Below are 16,117 nucleotides of genomic sequence, written 5' to 3' on the forward strand. Positions count from 1 at the left end.
AAAAATTTGCAAGACCGGTTTTAAAGACTTACCTTTGCACCCGTTTCTAAGGTAGGAAATGGTGCCATAGCTCAGTTGGTAGAGCAAAGGACTGAAAATCCTTGTGTCCCCGGTTCGATTCCTGGTGGCACCACATACAGAAAATGTAACTCCTGAATTTATATTTTGAATTCAGGAGTTTTTTGTTGTTAATCTATGATTGCACCGAGTAACTGTAAAGTTATCGGCATTGTATATCGGTCATGCATCAAGTACTGATTTGCGAGCCAGCATACAGGCACCGATGACACCTGCACGGTCTTTCAGCTTCGAAATACAAATCTTGGTGTCTTTATTGACAAGATTCAGCGAATACTTCAAGATAGAAGTATTGATAGAGTGCATAAGGAAGTTTCCTGTTTGGGACATCGTTCCACCGATAACAACCAATTCGGGGTTGAAGATGTTTATTAATGTGGCGATGGCCTTGCCGAGTTTCTGGCCGATACCTTCAAGAACATCGAGACAGAGAGGATCTTCACGATTGGTAGCATCGATAAGTTCTTCCAGTGAATATTCCTCATTGCCGCTGTCGGGCAATATTGAAGTTTCTCCATTTTTAATTCTTTCGCTGACAATGCGTATGAACGCCTTGCCCGATGCTTCGGTTTCGAGACATCCTTTCTTACCGCAATGACAGATAATCTCGTTGTCGAAAGCCGGCATATGGCCAAACTCTCCCGAAAATCCCGACTTACCTTTATAGAGATTTCCATCAATAACGATGCCTAATCCGAGCCCCCAACTGAGATTTACAAACAATATATCTTTCTCACCTTTTACGCATCCTTTCATATATTCGCCGAAAGTCATAGCTCTCGTATCATTGTCTATCGTTACTTGACAACCTATTTTATCGGACAACAACTTAGTAAGCGGCACCTCTGAGAAGTTAAACAGACTGTAACTATAGCCCGTGTCAGGGTTTACACGTCCCGATATATTGATATTTATATCGAGTATTTTCTCGCGAGCTATGTTAAGGTTATCGATAAAGTGCTGAATGTGTACGCACAGTTCATCGAGTGCTTCGGGCGTATTTTGGAACCGGTAAGGCTCGTCCATCGATAGCTCTACGAGGTCTCCCCTAAAGTTCATCTGACCGATATTCACCGTATTTTGTTTGATATCCACACCGATGAAATAGCCCGAATCGGGGTTCAATCCGTAGAGGTTGGGCTTTCTACCTTCTGTAGTTTCCAACTTTCCGTATTCTATCACGAAACTATCTTCACACATTTCATTGATGATTTTTGACACAGTCGGTACACTTAAATTCAGTTCCTTCGAGAGATCTGTGTTCGTGGAGTTACCGTTAAGGATGAAATACTCGATGATTTTGCTCTTAATGATGCTGTTCTTCGAGTCTTTGTCATTTTGAAACATATTTATCATAGGTCGTACGAATTTAGCTGCCACCCCATGATGGCCGATATTTGCGGAATAAGCGTCATGGCAATCTTACGTTGTCCTTGGTAATTCGGGTGCCATGCAGCACCCAGATCATAGTCTTGCGTGATGATATCTGGCATCGGAGAAGCCACATAGATATGATTATGCGCGGCGGTTTTCTCTTTCAATTGACGAAGACATGCCGTGAGATAGAGCCCTGCCGAATGGGGTATTATGCAAAAGACAGGGATATCTCCGTAGTGCAGTTTAACGGTGTCTATGAGTTTCAGATAAGCTCCGACATACTGTTCGGCGGTAGGTATGGCCCCCGAGGCGAAGTCATTGGTACCGAGGTTGATAATGACAAGCTGCGGACGATACGCCTTGAAGTCGTAAGTTTTACGGTTATAATTGTCGTACACCTGCATGTAACGGGTGCTCATGTTTTGTGCCGACACCTGTACCGTGTCGCCCCAATCCTTGATCAGTCCCTGTCCGGAGTGGGCTATCAGTGCATAATCGGCATTAAAATAGCGTGCAATGATACATCCGTATGCCTTATTACAATTCTCGGTTTCCAATTGGAACCTGTCGTTTGCATTGTTACTCTCCGTACCGAAGCCGCAAGTATAAGAGTCGCCGATAACTTCTATCATCCTCTCTTTGGGGGCAACGGCTTTCAAGGTGCCGCCTTTTGCAAGGCTGAAACCGTAGATAGTCGTACATCCGTATTCTCCTTCAGTGCATTTCTGCAAGCAAAGTCGGTGAATACCTTTGCCGAGTCCGTCGGCCAACACCACGTTACGTGGCTCCTTCCCATTAACTTTAATCTTCTTAATCAGCTTTCCATCGATAAACAGATTGTGGAAACTCGTACCCGTATCAGAGATACTTACGGCGACGGAACCGCCGGTGAAATCGGTCTGGAAGTAAGTTCCCACCCAATCGTATCTTACGGTTCCGTCGGCCGTTCTTTCCGTACGTCCGGTGTAAGAAATGTTGCTGTCTGTACCAAGTATCTTCTTTTCGTAGTCGATTTTGGCCAGAGCGCCCGCCGTAGGCAGCAGCAACAGCATGATAATTCCTATTATTCGTCTCATATATTTAATATTTAAGTTTTCCAGAAACATTTCCTTTTTGTGAAACAAACGGCCACGCCCATGCTCAAAGCTGTCAGTATTATACCTTTCAGAAATCCTGTCCAAGCCGTTACCGACAGCATATCAATATAGCGATAGATACCTAAGAGTGTAAGAACAGGTATAACAACCATCGAAGAAGCCACATACGCAATCATGGGATTTTTGCCGGTAAGTTCGAGCGGTTTAGAAATAAAGCTACACCGGTAATGGTCGCTTATGACGGAAAAAGCCAGCAATGCGAGGAATGCAAGACCGGTGGTCGTGAAAAGATAGCTAAAAGTTACATCGTCTTTCCGTATACCTCCTTGAAACGCCTCCATGCACAAGCCCAGCAACAGATAAAACGCACCGTGGTGAAAAAGCGTTCGCCACAGCTTCGTTTCTGCCCCATCACCCTTCAGAACCCAATGTAGAACGGCGAACAAGAGGACAGTAACCGCAAGATTAACCGCCATCATTCGGCAATAAAGCAAAATCACGTTAGCGATAATAACCGCTAAAACCACCGCAAGAGCCAACGGCGCTACATGGCGTTCCGTAACTTTATCGGCGTCTGTTGCACCGTATTCGCTTTGCCAACGGTACAACATATTTCCCGCAAACGTACCCGGAAGAATGATAAGCAGATACTTTAAGAAAGCAGGTTGGTAGAGCCATGCAACCGGAGTGAAGCTGCAAACAGCCTGCTGCCACGATCCATCGGTCTCGGAAGAGAGAAACAAAGCAACGATGAATACCATAACGACAAACCGAACATAAGGTTTTTTCATCGTAAACAAATAGATGATCGAGCCCACTACGGCTACATTGGAGAGTATCAGTATGATCGTGTCGTAATCGTTCGGCGAAAACGGTTTACCGTCGGCATAGGGCTGTAGCAACAATATCGCTCCGGCAACGACGTATGCTGCACCGTTTACAATTCTCCGCCATAGTTCCGGAAGGCGAAACGGGTTCGGTACATACAGCACGAACATCAAGGCAAAGCCTGCCAACGGCACCGCATATCGAAGCCACTCCTGCCGATAACCCAGCATAAAGGGGAATGTATGATAGATGAAAATAGCGAAGAACGCCAGCTTTAACCATCGGATCGCACTCTTCCGACAAAGTTTTCGCAACGATGCTCCTGCTTTGTATTGCCGCCCCAAAGACAAAGGAATGGCAGCTCCCATAGAGAACAGGAAGAACGGAAAGATAAGATCTACCCACGTGATGCCGTAGATGGAAGGATTGAAAACATGGTCGGGCGGCGGCACTTGGGCATGATACATCCACGCCGGCAACACTCTGAAGGCCTCGGTTGCCGATAGTATCATGGTCATGATGGCATAACCGCGCAGTGCGTCGAGGGCATGTGCTCTTTCTTGTTTCATCGAATCATTCCTCCCGACCGCATGCCTCTTTCTATTTCAGCCCAGAGTTCGGGGCGGGCTATCAAGTGACAAATGTCGAAAACCATCAGACCATCCGACTTTTTCAGGTTCATCTCTACGGCTTCATGTATTTTCTCGGGCTCTCCGTAAAGTTGGTCTACCAACATACCTCCATAGAAAGGATGCCCGCCCAGAATAGGTCTCAAATGCTCGCAAGAACCCTCTACAGAATACCAAGAGCCGTATTGAGTTTCCGAATCGGTCTCGTTTTTCACACCGGAACGGTTCTTCTGCGCATCCGCCAGCGTAATGTCCGTATAATAATTTCCCGTGGTATATAAGTCGAGCAGTTCCATGTAGCCCGTTTTCCTATAGTCTTTCGTCGCCCAGTCATAATCTTTGCAGGGATCATAAGTATTGCTTGCGAAGTTTACACCCACCTCGTAATACGAAGGATACCATGCTCCCGTATAGGTTCCGAAGCTGATTTTCGGGTTCGCCTCCTTAACTTTTTCCCGCATTTCGGCCATGAAGTCGCGGATAACTCGTGCCCGCCATTCTATCCATTCTTTAAAATATTTGCCACGCACCACCTTGCCGTCTTTCCATTTAAATATGTCTTGCGGCCATTTGCCGATCTTCTTTCCCGTATATTTCTCGAATGCAGACTTGGATAATGCGGAGAAATCCGCCTCGATACCATCGTAACGCACGCGGTCTAAGATAAGTCCGTCGAGCATAGGGTACTTCTCTACCAGCTCGCACAGCACGTGTAAGATGTGCGAACGGAACTCTTTATTCAACGGATTAACCATAGCCGAATACTTCTGTTTCTGCCGAGTAATGGGCATAAGACCGTGGGGCGTATAGACAACAGACGCCCAATCGGGGTGAGAGGTATATATCTGACCGCGGTCGAAATAGTTATGTCCGGCAACGAATACGTTCAGAGAAGCATGTACCTTCATACCCAAACGGTGAGCAGAAGTCAGGAAATGTCCCAGATAATCGAAGTCTTTCCGTTGATAGCCGTTCCATTCGCGCATCCGAGGAGCATACTTCGAATCGAACAGAACTTCACCCGTGATCGGTCTCACGTCTATTACAACGTCCGTAAAGCCTATGTCGTGCACTTTATTCAGGTAATAATCTATGCTGTCGGTATTGCTGAAACGGCGGAAATTAGCCTCTCCGTCGAACCACATCAGCGCCCGTTTTCCTGCATACAGTTGTGTGGCAAGCGCCATAACCAAGGCGATAGCAAGCAGTCTTTTCATATTCTTATGATTGTTTTTCGTTCTTTTCTTTCGTCCAATAGCGTTCGATATCCTCTAAAGACATGCCCGCCGTCTCGGGAACAAGTTTCCACATGATGAGCATATAGGGAATACACATCATGGCAAACAGCACAAACGTTCCTGCCGGAGACAGGTTCTCGAGCATCCAAGGCGTAAGTTGTCCGATAAGATATGTACCTATCCAAAGGGCAAAACCGGCTATCGACATGGCTAATCCACGTACACTGTTGGGATACATCTCCGAGAGTAGAACCCATACAACGGCACTGATGGAGATGGCACAGCAAAAGACATAGAAAAGAAAAAAGGTAAGCATGAAGTAAACCGAGAACATATTGGGGAACATGAAGTATGCGGCAATGAGAACAAGAGATGCGATCATGCCCGACACACCGTAATAAATCAGCTTATGGCGCCCCACCTTATCTATAATAAGCATGGCGATAACCGTTGTAAGCATATTGACAACGCCCACCAGAACCTGACAGAACAGCGGATCGTTCATACCTGCTTCCTTGAAAATAGACGGACCATAGTAGAGTACAGCGTTCACTCCCATGAACTGTCCCAATATGGCGATGCAAACACCTATTATAACCGCTTTCAATATACCCGGGCGAAGCAGCTCGCGCCACTCCGACTTTGCCTCGGAAGACAGCATAGACGCCGTGTCCGCGATCTGCTTTTCCACGTCGCCGTTGTTCCGGTAAATCCTCGAAAAGATATGCCTTGCCTTGTTTTCCTTTGCTTTTACGATGAACCATCTGGGACTTTCGGGAATGAAAAACAGAATTAAAAAGAACGCTGCAGCCGGCAAAGTCTCCATACCGAGCATGCCTCTCCAGACCTCGTCTGCAAAGATAAGCTGCATCCATCCTGCCGAGAATGTAGAAGACTCCGATATGTCGAGCAAGAGATAATTAACGAAATAGGCTGCAAGAAAGCCCACGGTGATGGCTAATTGGTAAAGCGAAACCAGCCTGCCCCGATAGGTAGTGACGGCAATCTCGGAAATATACATCGGCGCAACGATAGATACGATACCGATGCCCACACCCCCTATGAGACGATAAAATACCAACCATGAGAAACTGGAACTGCCAGCACAGCCAATAGCCGACAAGGTGAAAAGGAATGCAGAGATAAACATTGTGGGACGCCTGCCCAATCTGTCGCTCATAATTCCTGCAGAAGCAACGCCCAAAATGGAGCCTATCAGTGCACAACCCACGTACCAGCCTTGCTGCAGGGTGTTGAGAGAGAATTGAGAGGTAACTTGTTCTATCGTTCCGGATATCACTGCAGTGTCGTATCCGAACAGCAGGCCGCCTACAGCGGCAACGATTGAGAGAAAAGCTATATACCCCAATCTTACGGATGTGTTCATTGTTGTTGTTTTATATTATGGTAGATTCAATGATTTCTGAAGTTTTTTTGGCCAAACGTTTTGTCCTATGTTCCGGCATAATTCGTTTTCCCGTTATAACAAACTGCTATTCATAGTATTGCTACATGGTATATATAAGCCGCATAGATGGGAAATGTAAGGACGACAGATGGAATATCTAATCCGGACGTATAACAAACGTGTCGTTGCCAATCTTATATTTCGGTTCATGTTATATTGAAATATTCCTTATATCTGTCGTAAAGATGATGGGCTTGGATATAGGCCGATTGCGGGCTCATGAAGTGAGAAAACTCGAACGTAATGCCCTTGTCGTATCGGCATCTGTGTGCTGCTTCCAGCTTCATTCGCAGCTTATCGAACTTTATCGGCAAGAAATGTATCGGCATGTCGCGGTCGAAAGTCTCGGCATTTGTCCAACATTGCATGCCGTATTTGTCTGCCAACTTCTTATTTACGGTAAAGAAAGCATCCAATTCATCATAGTCTATGTGCCCGTCTTGGAATGCGCAAGCGTCTACCACATCGTGTATACCGTCGAAAATCTCGTTCCATTCCTTCTCATGTTGCTGTACGGAAACGGCTTGGTCGTTCGTCATTTTGCCTGTACCCATTACGGCTTTTTTACCGTCTATCCACGGAGAAATGAAAACAGGCAGGCCTCCCGATACGTCTTTACATTGCTTGCCCATCGTATGGAACGTATTGATGGCACCTTTTGTCTGCCGGCTTATCTCCGTACTTATATACCAACCTTTGAAACTTTTGTGCTTTCCATAGAGCTTCCATGCCTCTTCGATGACATATTTGTTGTCTTCCAATTCCTGCGACATATCGCCCGTGTCCCAGTAATGCCCCGAGTCGTAAAGGCCGAAATAGAACTTCATTCCGTATTTGTCTGCCAACCTGAGAAACATGTCGATCAGATCTACCGAAGGCATGTAACATCCTTTCTTTAATAAATAAGGTGAAGGATAAGTAATGAATTTGCGGTATCCCGCGCGAATAACGATCACCGTGTCGATGCCGATGGCCTTCATGTAACGGAAATCCTGCTCCCATTCCTTCTCTCCCCAGTTCTGATGAGGGATGTCATGCGATATTTCGTCTAAGAAAGTTCCTGTTATTCGCAGGCCGTTGTCCTTCTTTACAAGATAGCGAGAGGTATCTCCATTCTCTTTAGGCAGTACCGGTTGCTGCTGCGGCAACAGCCTCTCTTTGGCGTTCAGCAACTGTGGAGCTACCACGGCCGACAGACCTGCAAGCATTGTTTTCTCAATAAATTTTCTTCTGCTTACCATTTTATTAATTAAGGTTTAATTATTTAATCTTTGAATTAAATTCGGGTGCAATTTACAAAAATATTAAGTATTAGCCAAAGATTTATTGAAAAAATTTTGGAAGTTAGTATAATTAAGCCTATATTTGCACAGAATTTTCTATCAATATCATGCTTTAACTAAAAATTACTTTTATGTTCTTTGTTACTTTATTTCAAAAGTTCCTTTCACAACACAGGTTTGCTTTGCTGCTTTGGATGCTTTTGTTCGTTGCTGCTTATCCGAGTAATGCACAGAACATTATTCAGGGAGTTGTGAAAGATGCTGCCGGCGAGGCTCTTGTCGGTGTAAGCGTCTTGGTGAAGGGAAGCGCCGGAAATGGTACGATTACGAATATCAATGGAAATTACAGTATTCGTGCCGATGCTCGCGATGTACTTCTATTCTCTTATGTTGGTATGAAGAGTCAAGAAATCAGGGTTGGTAACAGGCGTACTGTAGATGTGATAATGGAAGACGATGCCTCAACATTGAACGATGTTGTGGTAGTTGGATACGGTACAGCCAAGAAACAATCGCTCACAGGAGCCGTATCTGCCATTAAAGGCGATGAGTTGCTCAAAGGCCCTTCTACCAATGTATCGAGTTTACTCGGTGGAAAGTTACCCGGACTTTCTTCCGTACAGGAGTCCGGAGAGCCGGGTAAAGACCAAGCATCTTTAAGAATTCGCGGTTCTCAATACAATGCATTATATATTGTGGATGGCATGCCTCGTTCGATAAGCGATATCGATCCGAACGACATTGAGAGTATCTCTGTACTGAAAGATGGCGCTTCGGCAGCTGTTTACGGACTGAATGCAGCCGGCGGCGTGGTTATCGTGACAACTAAAAAAGGGCGTGAAGGGAAACCGCAGCTTAGTTACAGCGGCCAATATGGTATCTCTGTAAATGCCAATTTCCCCGAGTTTATGAATGGTCCCGAGTTTGCACATTATTATAATATGGCAGACATGATGGACAAACTGGCCAATGGTACGATTACGAAACGTGAAGACTATAAGCCCATTTTTACGGAGAAAAACATAAAGGATATGCTCAACGGAGATCCTACAGACGGATGGGATAATGTGAATTATATAGATAAAGTGTTCGGCACCGGTACCAATGTAAAGCATAATTTGGTTTTACAGGGTGGAACATCCGATATGCACTATCTGCTATCCGGTGGGTTTATGAACCAGAAAGGAAATATCGACAACTTCGATTACCGCCGTTATAACATGCGTGTCAATCTGGATTCCAAACTCGGAAAGGATTGGAAGATTACTTTCGGTGCCCTTGGAAATGTGGGAAGACGGCGTACCCCGGGCTATAACTCGGGCGGTTCTGACGACGGTTCCGAGGTTTCCCACGAAGTGGGGTGGCTCTCTATCGGGCATCAAGCTATTATGATGCGCCCTTATTTGCCGGAACAATACAAAGGTCTCTATACGGGTACAATACCTAATAATGCCTCCGTAGTTTACAGTCCGTTGGCTGCCATCTATCAATCCGGCTATAAAAAGACCAACAGTTTCGAGCTTAATTCCAATCTCTCGCTTGAATATGCCGCACCGTGGCTAACCGGTCTTACGTTTAAAGCTGCGGGTTCTTACGATTATCTTTCCTCGCAAAATAAGAACTTGGATACACCTTATCAGACTTATACTATGTCGACAGCATCCGATAGTTTCGGTGTGTACTCGTTAAAAGATGATCCGCGCGACGCAAGCTCTAACCTAAATCATGTGGGCGATGGGCAATATACATCGCAACAGCTGGTAGGACAGTTGAGTATAGAGTATGCCAGACTCCTCGGAAAGCATAATATAGATGCAATGCTCTTGGTGGAAGCCCGCGATTGGAAGGAAAACGGATTTTCTGCCTATGCCTATCATGTACCTTTTGCAGAACTTCCCGAGCTCTCTTTAGGTGATGCCATTGAAAAGAATCCGATTGCCGGATACAGCGGACATACCCGTACTGCCGGTTATATCTTCCGTTTAAAATATGATTATGCCAATACTTATCTGGCAGAATTCAGCGGCAGATACGACGGCTCCTATAACTTCAGCGGTAATGTATCCAATAAGCGATGGGGCTTTTTCCCGTCTTTGTCTCTCGGTTGGAGGATCACTAACGAGAAATTCATGGAGCAATCTAAATCATGGCTCGATGATTTGAAAATCCGTTTGTCCGTAGGTTTACTTGGTAATGATGGTGTTCCGCCCTACTCTTTTCTTAGTACCTACGACTTCGGAACAAACTGGATTTCCAACGGAACAGCTTACCGTTCGCTGTATTCTACCGCTATTCCTAATTTAGAGCTCACTTGGTCTAAGACGCGTTCACAGAATATCGGGTTCGATGCTACGTTGTGGCACGGCCTTTTAGGATTAGAATTCGACTGGTTCTATAACCTGAATTACGACCTGTTGGCAAGAATGGGAGGCGATAAGGCTCCCTCAATGGGTGGTTATTACCCTACGTGGAAAAATAATAACCGCTATTGCAATTATGGTTTTGAATGGTCGATCAGTCATCGCAACCGTTTCACATTGGCAGGTAGTCCATTCGATTATTCCGTCAACTTAAACATGACTTACGCTAAAAGCAAATGGTTGCGTTATCCGGATAGTCCCAATACAATGGAATGGCGTAAGGTGGTCGGTACCAGTGTAGATGCTTACTATGCATGGGAAGCTGAAGGCTTATTCCGTTCGGAAGAAGAGATTACGAAATCGGCATGGTATGGTAGCCGCCCTAATGTAGGTGACATTAAATATAAAGACAAGAACGGAGATAATGTGATTGATGAGCAGGATAAAGCTATTATCGGTCGCAGTAACAGGCCACAAGTGATGATGGGACTTAACATCGGGGCATCGTGGAACGGGTTCGATCTGAATTTACAGTTCACAGGAGGATTTAAGTTCGACGTCTCTTTATTGGGTACTTATTACAATGGATATGATGATAATACGGTATGGTCGCAGACTTTCAAGGAAGGAGCTAATTCTCCTTTATGGCTTGTAAGAGATTCTTACAGCATTGACAATCCAAATGGTAAATATCCGCGTATAACTCTTTCACAGACCAGTCATGGGGGTAATAACGGTTTAGCTTCCACCTTTTGGATGCGGAAAGGCGATTACATCCGTTTAAAGACTGCTCAATTGGGATATACGTTGCCGAAAGCATGGATACATTTCGTGGGTATTCAAAGAGTACGTGTATTTGTTGAAGGTTCCAACCTGTTCACGCTTGACGATCTGCCTACAGGTATCGATCCGGAATCTCCCCGAGTTAATAACGGTTACTACCCGCAACAGCGTACGTTTATGGGCGGTATCAATATTACATTCTGATTTTATAAACCGATTGAATTATGAAAGTGAAATATTTAGTTTTATTTATAACTGCTTTTGTCGGATTGACTTCGTGCAATGATTTTCTCGATATAGATCCTACGGATAAGGCAACCGAAAAAATCGTATGGAGCCGTGCGGAATACGCAAGGATGGCAGTAAACGATTTCTATGAGGGTATTCCACGGTTAGGCAGTTATAACAATTATCAGTGTCTGGCAGGAATGACGGAAGGATTGACCGATGAGTTCAAATACGGTAATATGAACTACAACGCCGAGAACTACATTCCCAATGAAATATCTTATGGAGGTATGGTGCTGACTGCCAGCTACGTGGATGTGTATATGGGAATATGGGAAAGCACATACGAGTATATCCGTCGTGTGAACGAAGCCTTATCAAGGTTGAATGCAAGCAGTCTCGATAGTGTAACCACGAAACAACTTTCAGGAGAACTACACTTCTTCCGCGGCATGTATTACTTTGAATTGTTGAAACGCTATCATCAGGCGATCCTATATACGGAAGATCTTTCACAGATAAATACGAACAAAGCCATGGGTTCGGAAGAAGATTGCTGGACTTTTGTTTATAACGATTTGAAGTACGCTGGCGAACATCTGTCGGTCAGCAATAGTCCTACCGGAAGACTAACGAGTGGAGCGGCTTACGCATTGATGTCAAGAGTCATGCTATATTGCCAGAATTGGAATGCCGTAAAAGAGGCTTGCGAAAAGGTTATCGCAATGGGATACACTTTGACGGCCAACTATGCAGATGCCTTTACATCTGGTAATAGCGAAGCTATTTTCCAATACAGTTACAGTGTAGCAGGTAATGTGACTCATAACTTCGACGGATATTATGCTCCCGGTGGCGATCATACACTTGCAGGCAATACGATGTATGGTGGTTTCGCAACACCCACGCAAGAAATGATCGAAGAATATGAATTAAAAACCGGTGGCAAAGCCGATTGGAGTACATGGCATACAACCGACGGTACGACTCAAGAACCTCCGTACGACCAATTGGAACCACGCTTCCATGCTACAATTTTGTATAACAAATCTATATGGAAAGAACGTACGATAGAACCATATATCGGCGGAGCAGACGGCTGGTGTACGTGGCAGGTTGATCCTCAAACAGAGGGACGTACCACAACCGGTTATTATCTTCGCAAGTTAGTCGACGAAAAACACTATTTTGCTACACAGCAGTCCAGTTCGCAGCCTTGGATAGCTTTCCGCTTGGGCGAAGTCTATCTGAATTATGCCGAGGCCTGTTTTCGTTTGAATGATAATACAAATGCAATGAAGTATATCAACTTGGTAAGAACCCGTGTCGGTCTTCCCGAAATCAAAGGGCAAAGCGGTGAACAGTTGTTCCAGTCCCTTCGTCACGAGCGCAAAGTAGAACTGGCTTTCGAAGGACTTTATTATTGGGATATGCGGCGTTGGGGCCTTTCCACATCCGAGCTTACAGGCATCCGACGCCATGGATTGAAAATAATAAAAAACGATGATGGTACTTTTACTTACTCTTATGTAGAGGTAGACAACCAAAACCTTGATTATCCTGCTAAGATGAATCGTTTCCCGATACCGCTAAAAGAAATAGAAAACAATAGGGAAATAGAGCAGTTCGCAGAATGGAAATAACTAAAACTACAAATATATGAACAAGTATTTTGCGTATATATGTGCTTTTCTGTTTACGGCTGTGGTTACGGGCAGCTGTGCAGACGAGGAGAACGTTGCGCCCACGGCCGATCGTTCCGGCATAACAAGTTTGAAAGCCTACTTTACATCGGGGCCGAATATCGATAAATTGGCAATAGACTGGGCTATTCCCAACAATGCTTCCGTAACTGATTATGTGATTCCCGTTCCCTACTATTATCCAGAAGAGAGCGACGAAACAACGGCCGAGTATATGAAGTCGATGAAACTGGTGGCCACTTTGGAGAACAATTGCACGATAAGCCCAGCCCTGTCGGTGCTCGATCTAAACCAAAAGAATACCTTCACTTATACCGATCCTTACGGAAACAAGAAAGATATCACAATTTCCGGTAAGATGACAAGATCGAACAAATGCGCACTAAAGGCTTTCTTCCTAACCTCTAATGAACTTACAGGTATTATTGATGAAGATAATAAGACGGTATCCATTATGACTGGAGAAGATCTTTCACAGGCAACAGCGGAAGTTACGCTTTCTGCACATGCTACGATCAGCCCAGATCCGTCTATACCTCATGACATGAACAATGGTATACAGTTTACTGTTACTGCCGACAATGGTACCGACAAAGCTGTTTATCAGGTGAACCGCTTCATTCCGCCAAAGCTGCAAAACGGTTATCGCAAGGGCAGTGAGACGCTGCTCTTTGAGAAAGACATGACAACACTGGGCGTAACAGACGCCAACGCCATACATCCCACGCTGGCATGTATCGGCCGGCATGTGATATTGAACTTGGGCGATGGTTCGACGCCACAGTATTTCAAGAAAGCCACCGGAACAAAGCTCGGCACCATTGATATAGGAGATGCCATTCCCACCGGAGCGATCACAAGCGACAATAACGGCAACATGCTCATCTGCAACTATGCTGGCAGCGGCTCCGTGCTTAACATTTACAAGACCAATTCCGTTACCGTTAAGCCTACATTATTGATATCTTACAATAATCAATTAGGTGTGGGAATGGGTTCACGTCTGCATGTACAGGGCGACCTTGCCAAGGATGCTATCATCACAGCCACGGTAGACAATTCAACGAACTGTATCCGATGGATCGTGAGTAACGGCGTAGTGGGTTCACCCGAGAACATTCTCTTCAGCGGAGTAAATGCATGGGGAGGGCAAGACAGCAATGCAAAGGTGGTGGCACGTTCTGCTAATGTGGCCGACGGTTGCTTCTTCGATTATTACAACGGAGGTGCCGATAAACTATATTTTGCCAATGCATGGACTAATCCTACCGGCCTGATGGCCAATACATCGGGCTCTGCATGGGGCTTTAACGACGGTGCGATAGATACGCGTGAATTTAACAATGCGAAGTATTTCACACTGTTTGAGATTGGGTATTGGCCCAGCTGGGGGCTTCCCGGCCATGTCTATCTGTACGATGCTTCTAATCCATCATCCCTCTCGGGAGACGTTGCAAGCAGCGGAGCGCTTAAATATACATATAAGGTAGCTGATCTATACGGCACGGTGGGCTTTGCCGGCGACGGCCGTTTCGGCGACGTACTCATGACACCTTCCGAAGATGGTTACTTCCTCTACATTTTCTATGCATCCAACACCCATTTGTCGTTCGGTGGACTCCAAATAGACTGTATTGATAAATAGTACATTATGAAAAGGAAAAGAATCAAACTATTAGTGATTGTTATAACACTGATATCATTATTTTCAGCATGCAGCGATACCAAACACGAAGACATATTAGCTAACTGGAAATGGGATAAGGAAAAGACCGATGCCAAACCGCGCTACATCTGGATAGACGCAGCGGCCAACTTTCCACGCTTTGCCGATAGTAAGGAAAACATACGCGAGGATCTTACAAAGGCCAAAGGGGCCGGCTTTACGGATATCGTTGTAGATGTGCGCCCGGCAGAAGGAGATATTCTATTCAACTCTACACTGTGCGACAAAGTCACGAAGCTTGATTACTGGACAGACGACGGGCAATATAAATATTACGAACGTAAGGCAACATGGGATTATCTTCAGGCGTTCATCGACATTGGGCACGAATTGGGATTGAAAGTCAACGCAGCATTCAACACCTTTACTGGCGGTTGTCTTAATCCATACGGCTTGGGAGCACAGGGGCTCGTGTTCCGCGATGCAAGCAAAAGGTCGTGGGTTACCACTCTCAACTTGAAGAGCGGACTGACGAATGAGATGGATCTTAATTCAACTGATCCGAGCGATGAAGATTATTACGGTACCAAGTTTCTTAATCCGGCCAACGACGATGTGCAGAATTATATCATTGGATTGCTTACCGATCTCTGCAAATACGACATTGACGGAATATTTCTCGACAGATGCAGGTATGATAATCTGCTGTCTGACTTCTCGGATGTTTCTAAAAAGAAGTTTCTGGAATACATCGGTCAAACCGATATCAACTTTCCCGCCGACATACTTCCTGCAGGACAAACTGTAGCCCCTGCCACCGCCCCGAAGTATTTTAAAGATTGGCTCGCCTTCCGTGCAAAAACCATTTACGACTTTATCGATAAAGTTGCCAATAAGGTGCATTCTATCAACAAGAATATTCGTGTGGGAGTATATGTGGGTGCATGGTATTCCGAATATTATATGATGGGTGTCAATTGGGCGAGCAATACCTACGATACGCAGCAAGATTTTCCTGCGTGGGCCAATGCTGATTACCATAAATACGGTTATGCCGATAAACTCGACTTTATGCTCTTGGGGTGCTATGCGGCGGCAGATAAAGTATATGGAACAACGGAATGGACGATGCAGGGCTTCTGCCAACGAGCTAAAGCAAAGATCGGAAACGCCTGTAAGTTTGCCGGCGGACCGGATGTAGGCAATGCTACAGGTTTTACGGAAGGTAAGGCAACGCAGGCTGTCACCAACAGCGTAGATGCCTGCATCAATGCATCCGACGGCTATTTCGTTTTCGATATGGTGCATGTGCGCAAGTATGATTACTGGAATGCACTCAAGACAGGTATCGAAAAGTATTTGAATCAATAAGACACAAT

The 16,117-nt window shown here is 45.2% G+C and carries 10 protein-coding genes and 1 tRNA gene; 5 read left to right on the forward strand and 6 right to left on the reverse strand.

The window, feature by feature from the left end:
- Positions 1 to 60: 60 nt before the first annotated feature.
- Positions 61 to 133 (forward strand) — tRNA-Phe (locus HMPREF0663_RS04490).
- Positions 134 to 240: 107 nt separating this feature from the next.
- On the opposite strand, the gene HMPREF0663_RS04495 is transcribed toward HMPREF0663_RS04490, so the two are convergent.
- The 6 genes from HMPREF0663_RS04495 to HMPREF0663_RS04520 all read right to left on the reverse strand — a co-directional run bounded on the left by HMPREF0663_RS04495 (position 241) and on the right by HMPREF0663_RS04520 (position 7,956).
- On the reverse strand, positions 241 to 1,434 hold the full coding sequence (locus tag HMPREF0663_RS04495; protein WP_004369056.1) for an ROK family transcriptional regulator: 1,194 nt from the start codon (positions 1,432 to 1,434) through the stop codon (positions 241 to 243).
- Positions 1,431 to 2,531: an SGNH/GDSL hydrolase family protein gene (locus tag HMPREF0663_RS04500; RefSeq protein ID WP_040560365.1), complete on the reverse strand. Its 1,101-nt coding sequence runs from the start codon at positions 2,529 to 2,531 to the stop codon at positions 1,431 to 1,433. Before HMPREF0663_RS04500 ends, HMPREF0663_RS04495 begins: the two co-directional genes overlap by 4 nt.
- A gap of 11 nt (positions 2,532 to 2,542) precedes the next feature.
- Positions 2,543 to 3,949, reverse strand: a complete 1,407-nt coding sequence (locus HMPREF0663_RS04505) for a DUF5009 domain-containing protein (RefSeq protein ID WP_004369058.1) — start codon at positions 3,947 to 3,949, stop codon at positions 2,543 to 2,545.
- Positions 3,946 to 5,226 carry an alpha amylase family protein gene (locus tag HMPREF0663_RS04510; RefSeq protein ID WP_004369059.1) on the reverse strand — a complete coding sequence of 427 codons (1,281 nt, stop codon included), beginning with the start codon at positions 5,224 to 5,226 and terminating at the stop codon, positions 3,946 to 3,948. The genes HMPREF0663_RS04505 and HMPREF0663_RS04510 overlap by 4 nt, the downstream gene beginning before the upstream one ends.
- A gap of 4 nt (positions 5,227 to 5,230) precedes the next feature.
- Positions 5,231 to 6,634: a sugar porter family MFS transporter gene (locus tag HMPREF0663_RS04515; RefSeq protein WP_004369060.1), complete on the reverse strand. Its 1,404-nt coding sequence runs from the start codon at positions 6,632 to 6,634 to the stop codon at positions 5,231 to 5,233.
- 227 nt (positions 6,635 to 6,861) lie between these two features.
- The gene (locus HMPREF0663_RS04520; protein ID WP_004369061.1) at positions 6,862 to 7,956 is read right to left on the reverse strand and encodes a DUF4434 domain-containing protein; all 1,095 of its coding nucleotides are present in this window, start codon (positions 7,954 to 7,956) and stop codon (positions 6,862 to 6,864) included.
- A gap of 173 nt (positions 7,957 to 8,129) precedes the next feature.
- Here HMPREF0663_RS04520 and HMPREF0663_RS04525 point away from each other — a divergent pair, with 173 nt between their 5' ends.
- Genes HMPREF0663_RS04525 through HMPREF0663_RS04540 form a run of 4 tightly spaced genes read left to right on the forward strand, consistent with a single transcriptional unit; the run spans position 8,130 to position 16,109 of the window.
- Positions 8,130 to 11,345 carry a SusC/RagA family TonB-linked outer membrane protein gene (locus tag HMPREF0663_RS04525; RefSeq protein WP_004369062.1) on the forward strand — a complete coding sequence of 1,072 codons (3,216 nt, stop codon included), beginning with the start codon at positions 8,130 to 8,132 and terminating at the stop codon, positions 11,343 to 11,345.
- A gap of 20 nt (positions 11,346 to 11,365) precedes the next feature.
- On the forward strand, positions 11,366 to 13,012 hold the full coding sequence (locus HMPREF0663_RS04530) for a RagB/SusD family nutrient uptake outer membrane protein (protein WP_004369063.1): 1,647 nt from the start codon (positions 11,366 to 11,368) through the stop codon (positions 13,010 to 13,012).
- 16 nt (positions 13,013 to 13,028) lie between these two features.
- The gene (locus HMPREF0663_RS04535; protein WP_004369064.1) at positions 13,029 to 14,717 is read left to right on the forward strand and encodes a DUF5018 family protein; all 1,689 of its coding nucleotides are present in this window, start codon (positions 13,029 to 13,031) and stop codon (positions 14,715 to 14,717) included.
- Positions 14,718 to 14,723: 6 nt separating this feature from the next.
- Positions 14,724 to 16,109 carry an alpha amylase family protein gene (locus tag HMPREF0663_RS04540; protein ID WP_004369065.1) on the forward strand — a complete coding sequence of 462 codons (1,386 nt, stop codon included), beginning with the start codon at positions 14,724 to 14,726 and terminating at the stop codon, positions 16,107 to 16,109.
- Positions 16,110 to 16,117: the final 8 nt, after the last annotated feature.

This window comes from Hoylesella oralis ATCC 33269, from assembly GCF_000185145.2.
GTDB lineage: Bacteria > Bacteroidota > Bacteroidia > Bacteroidales > Bacteroidaceae > Prevotella > Prevotella phocaeensis.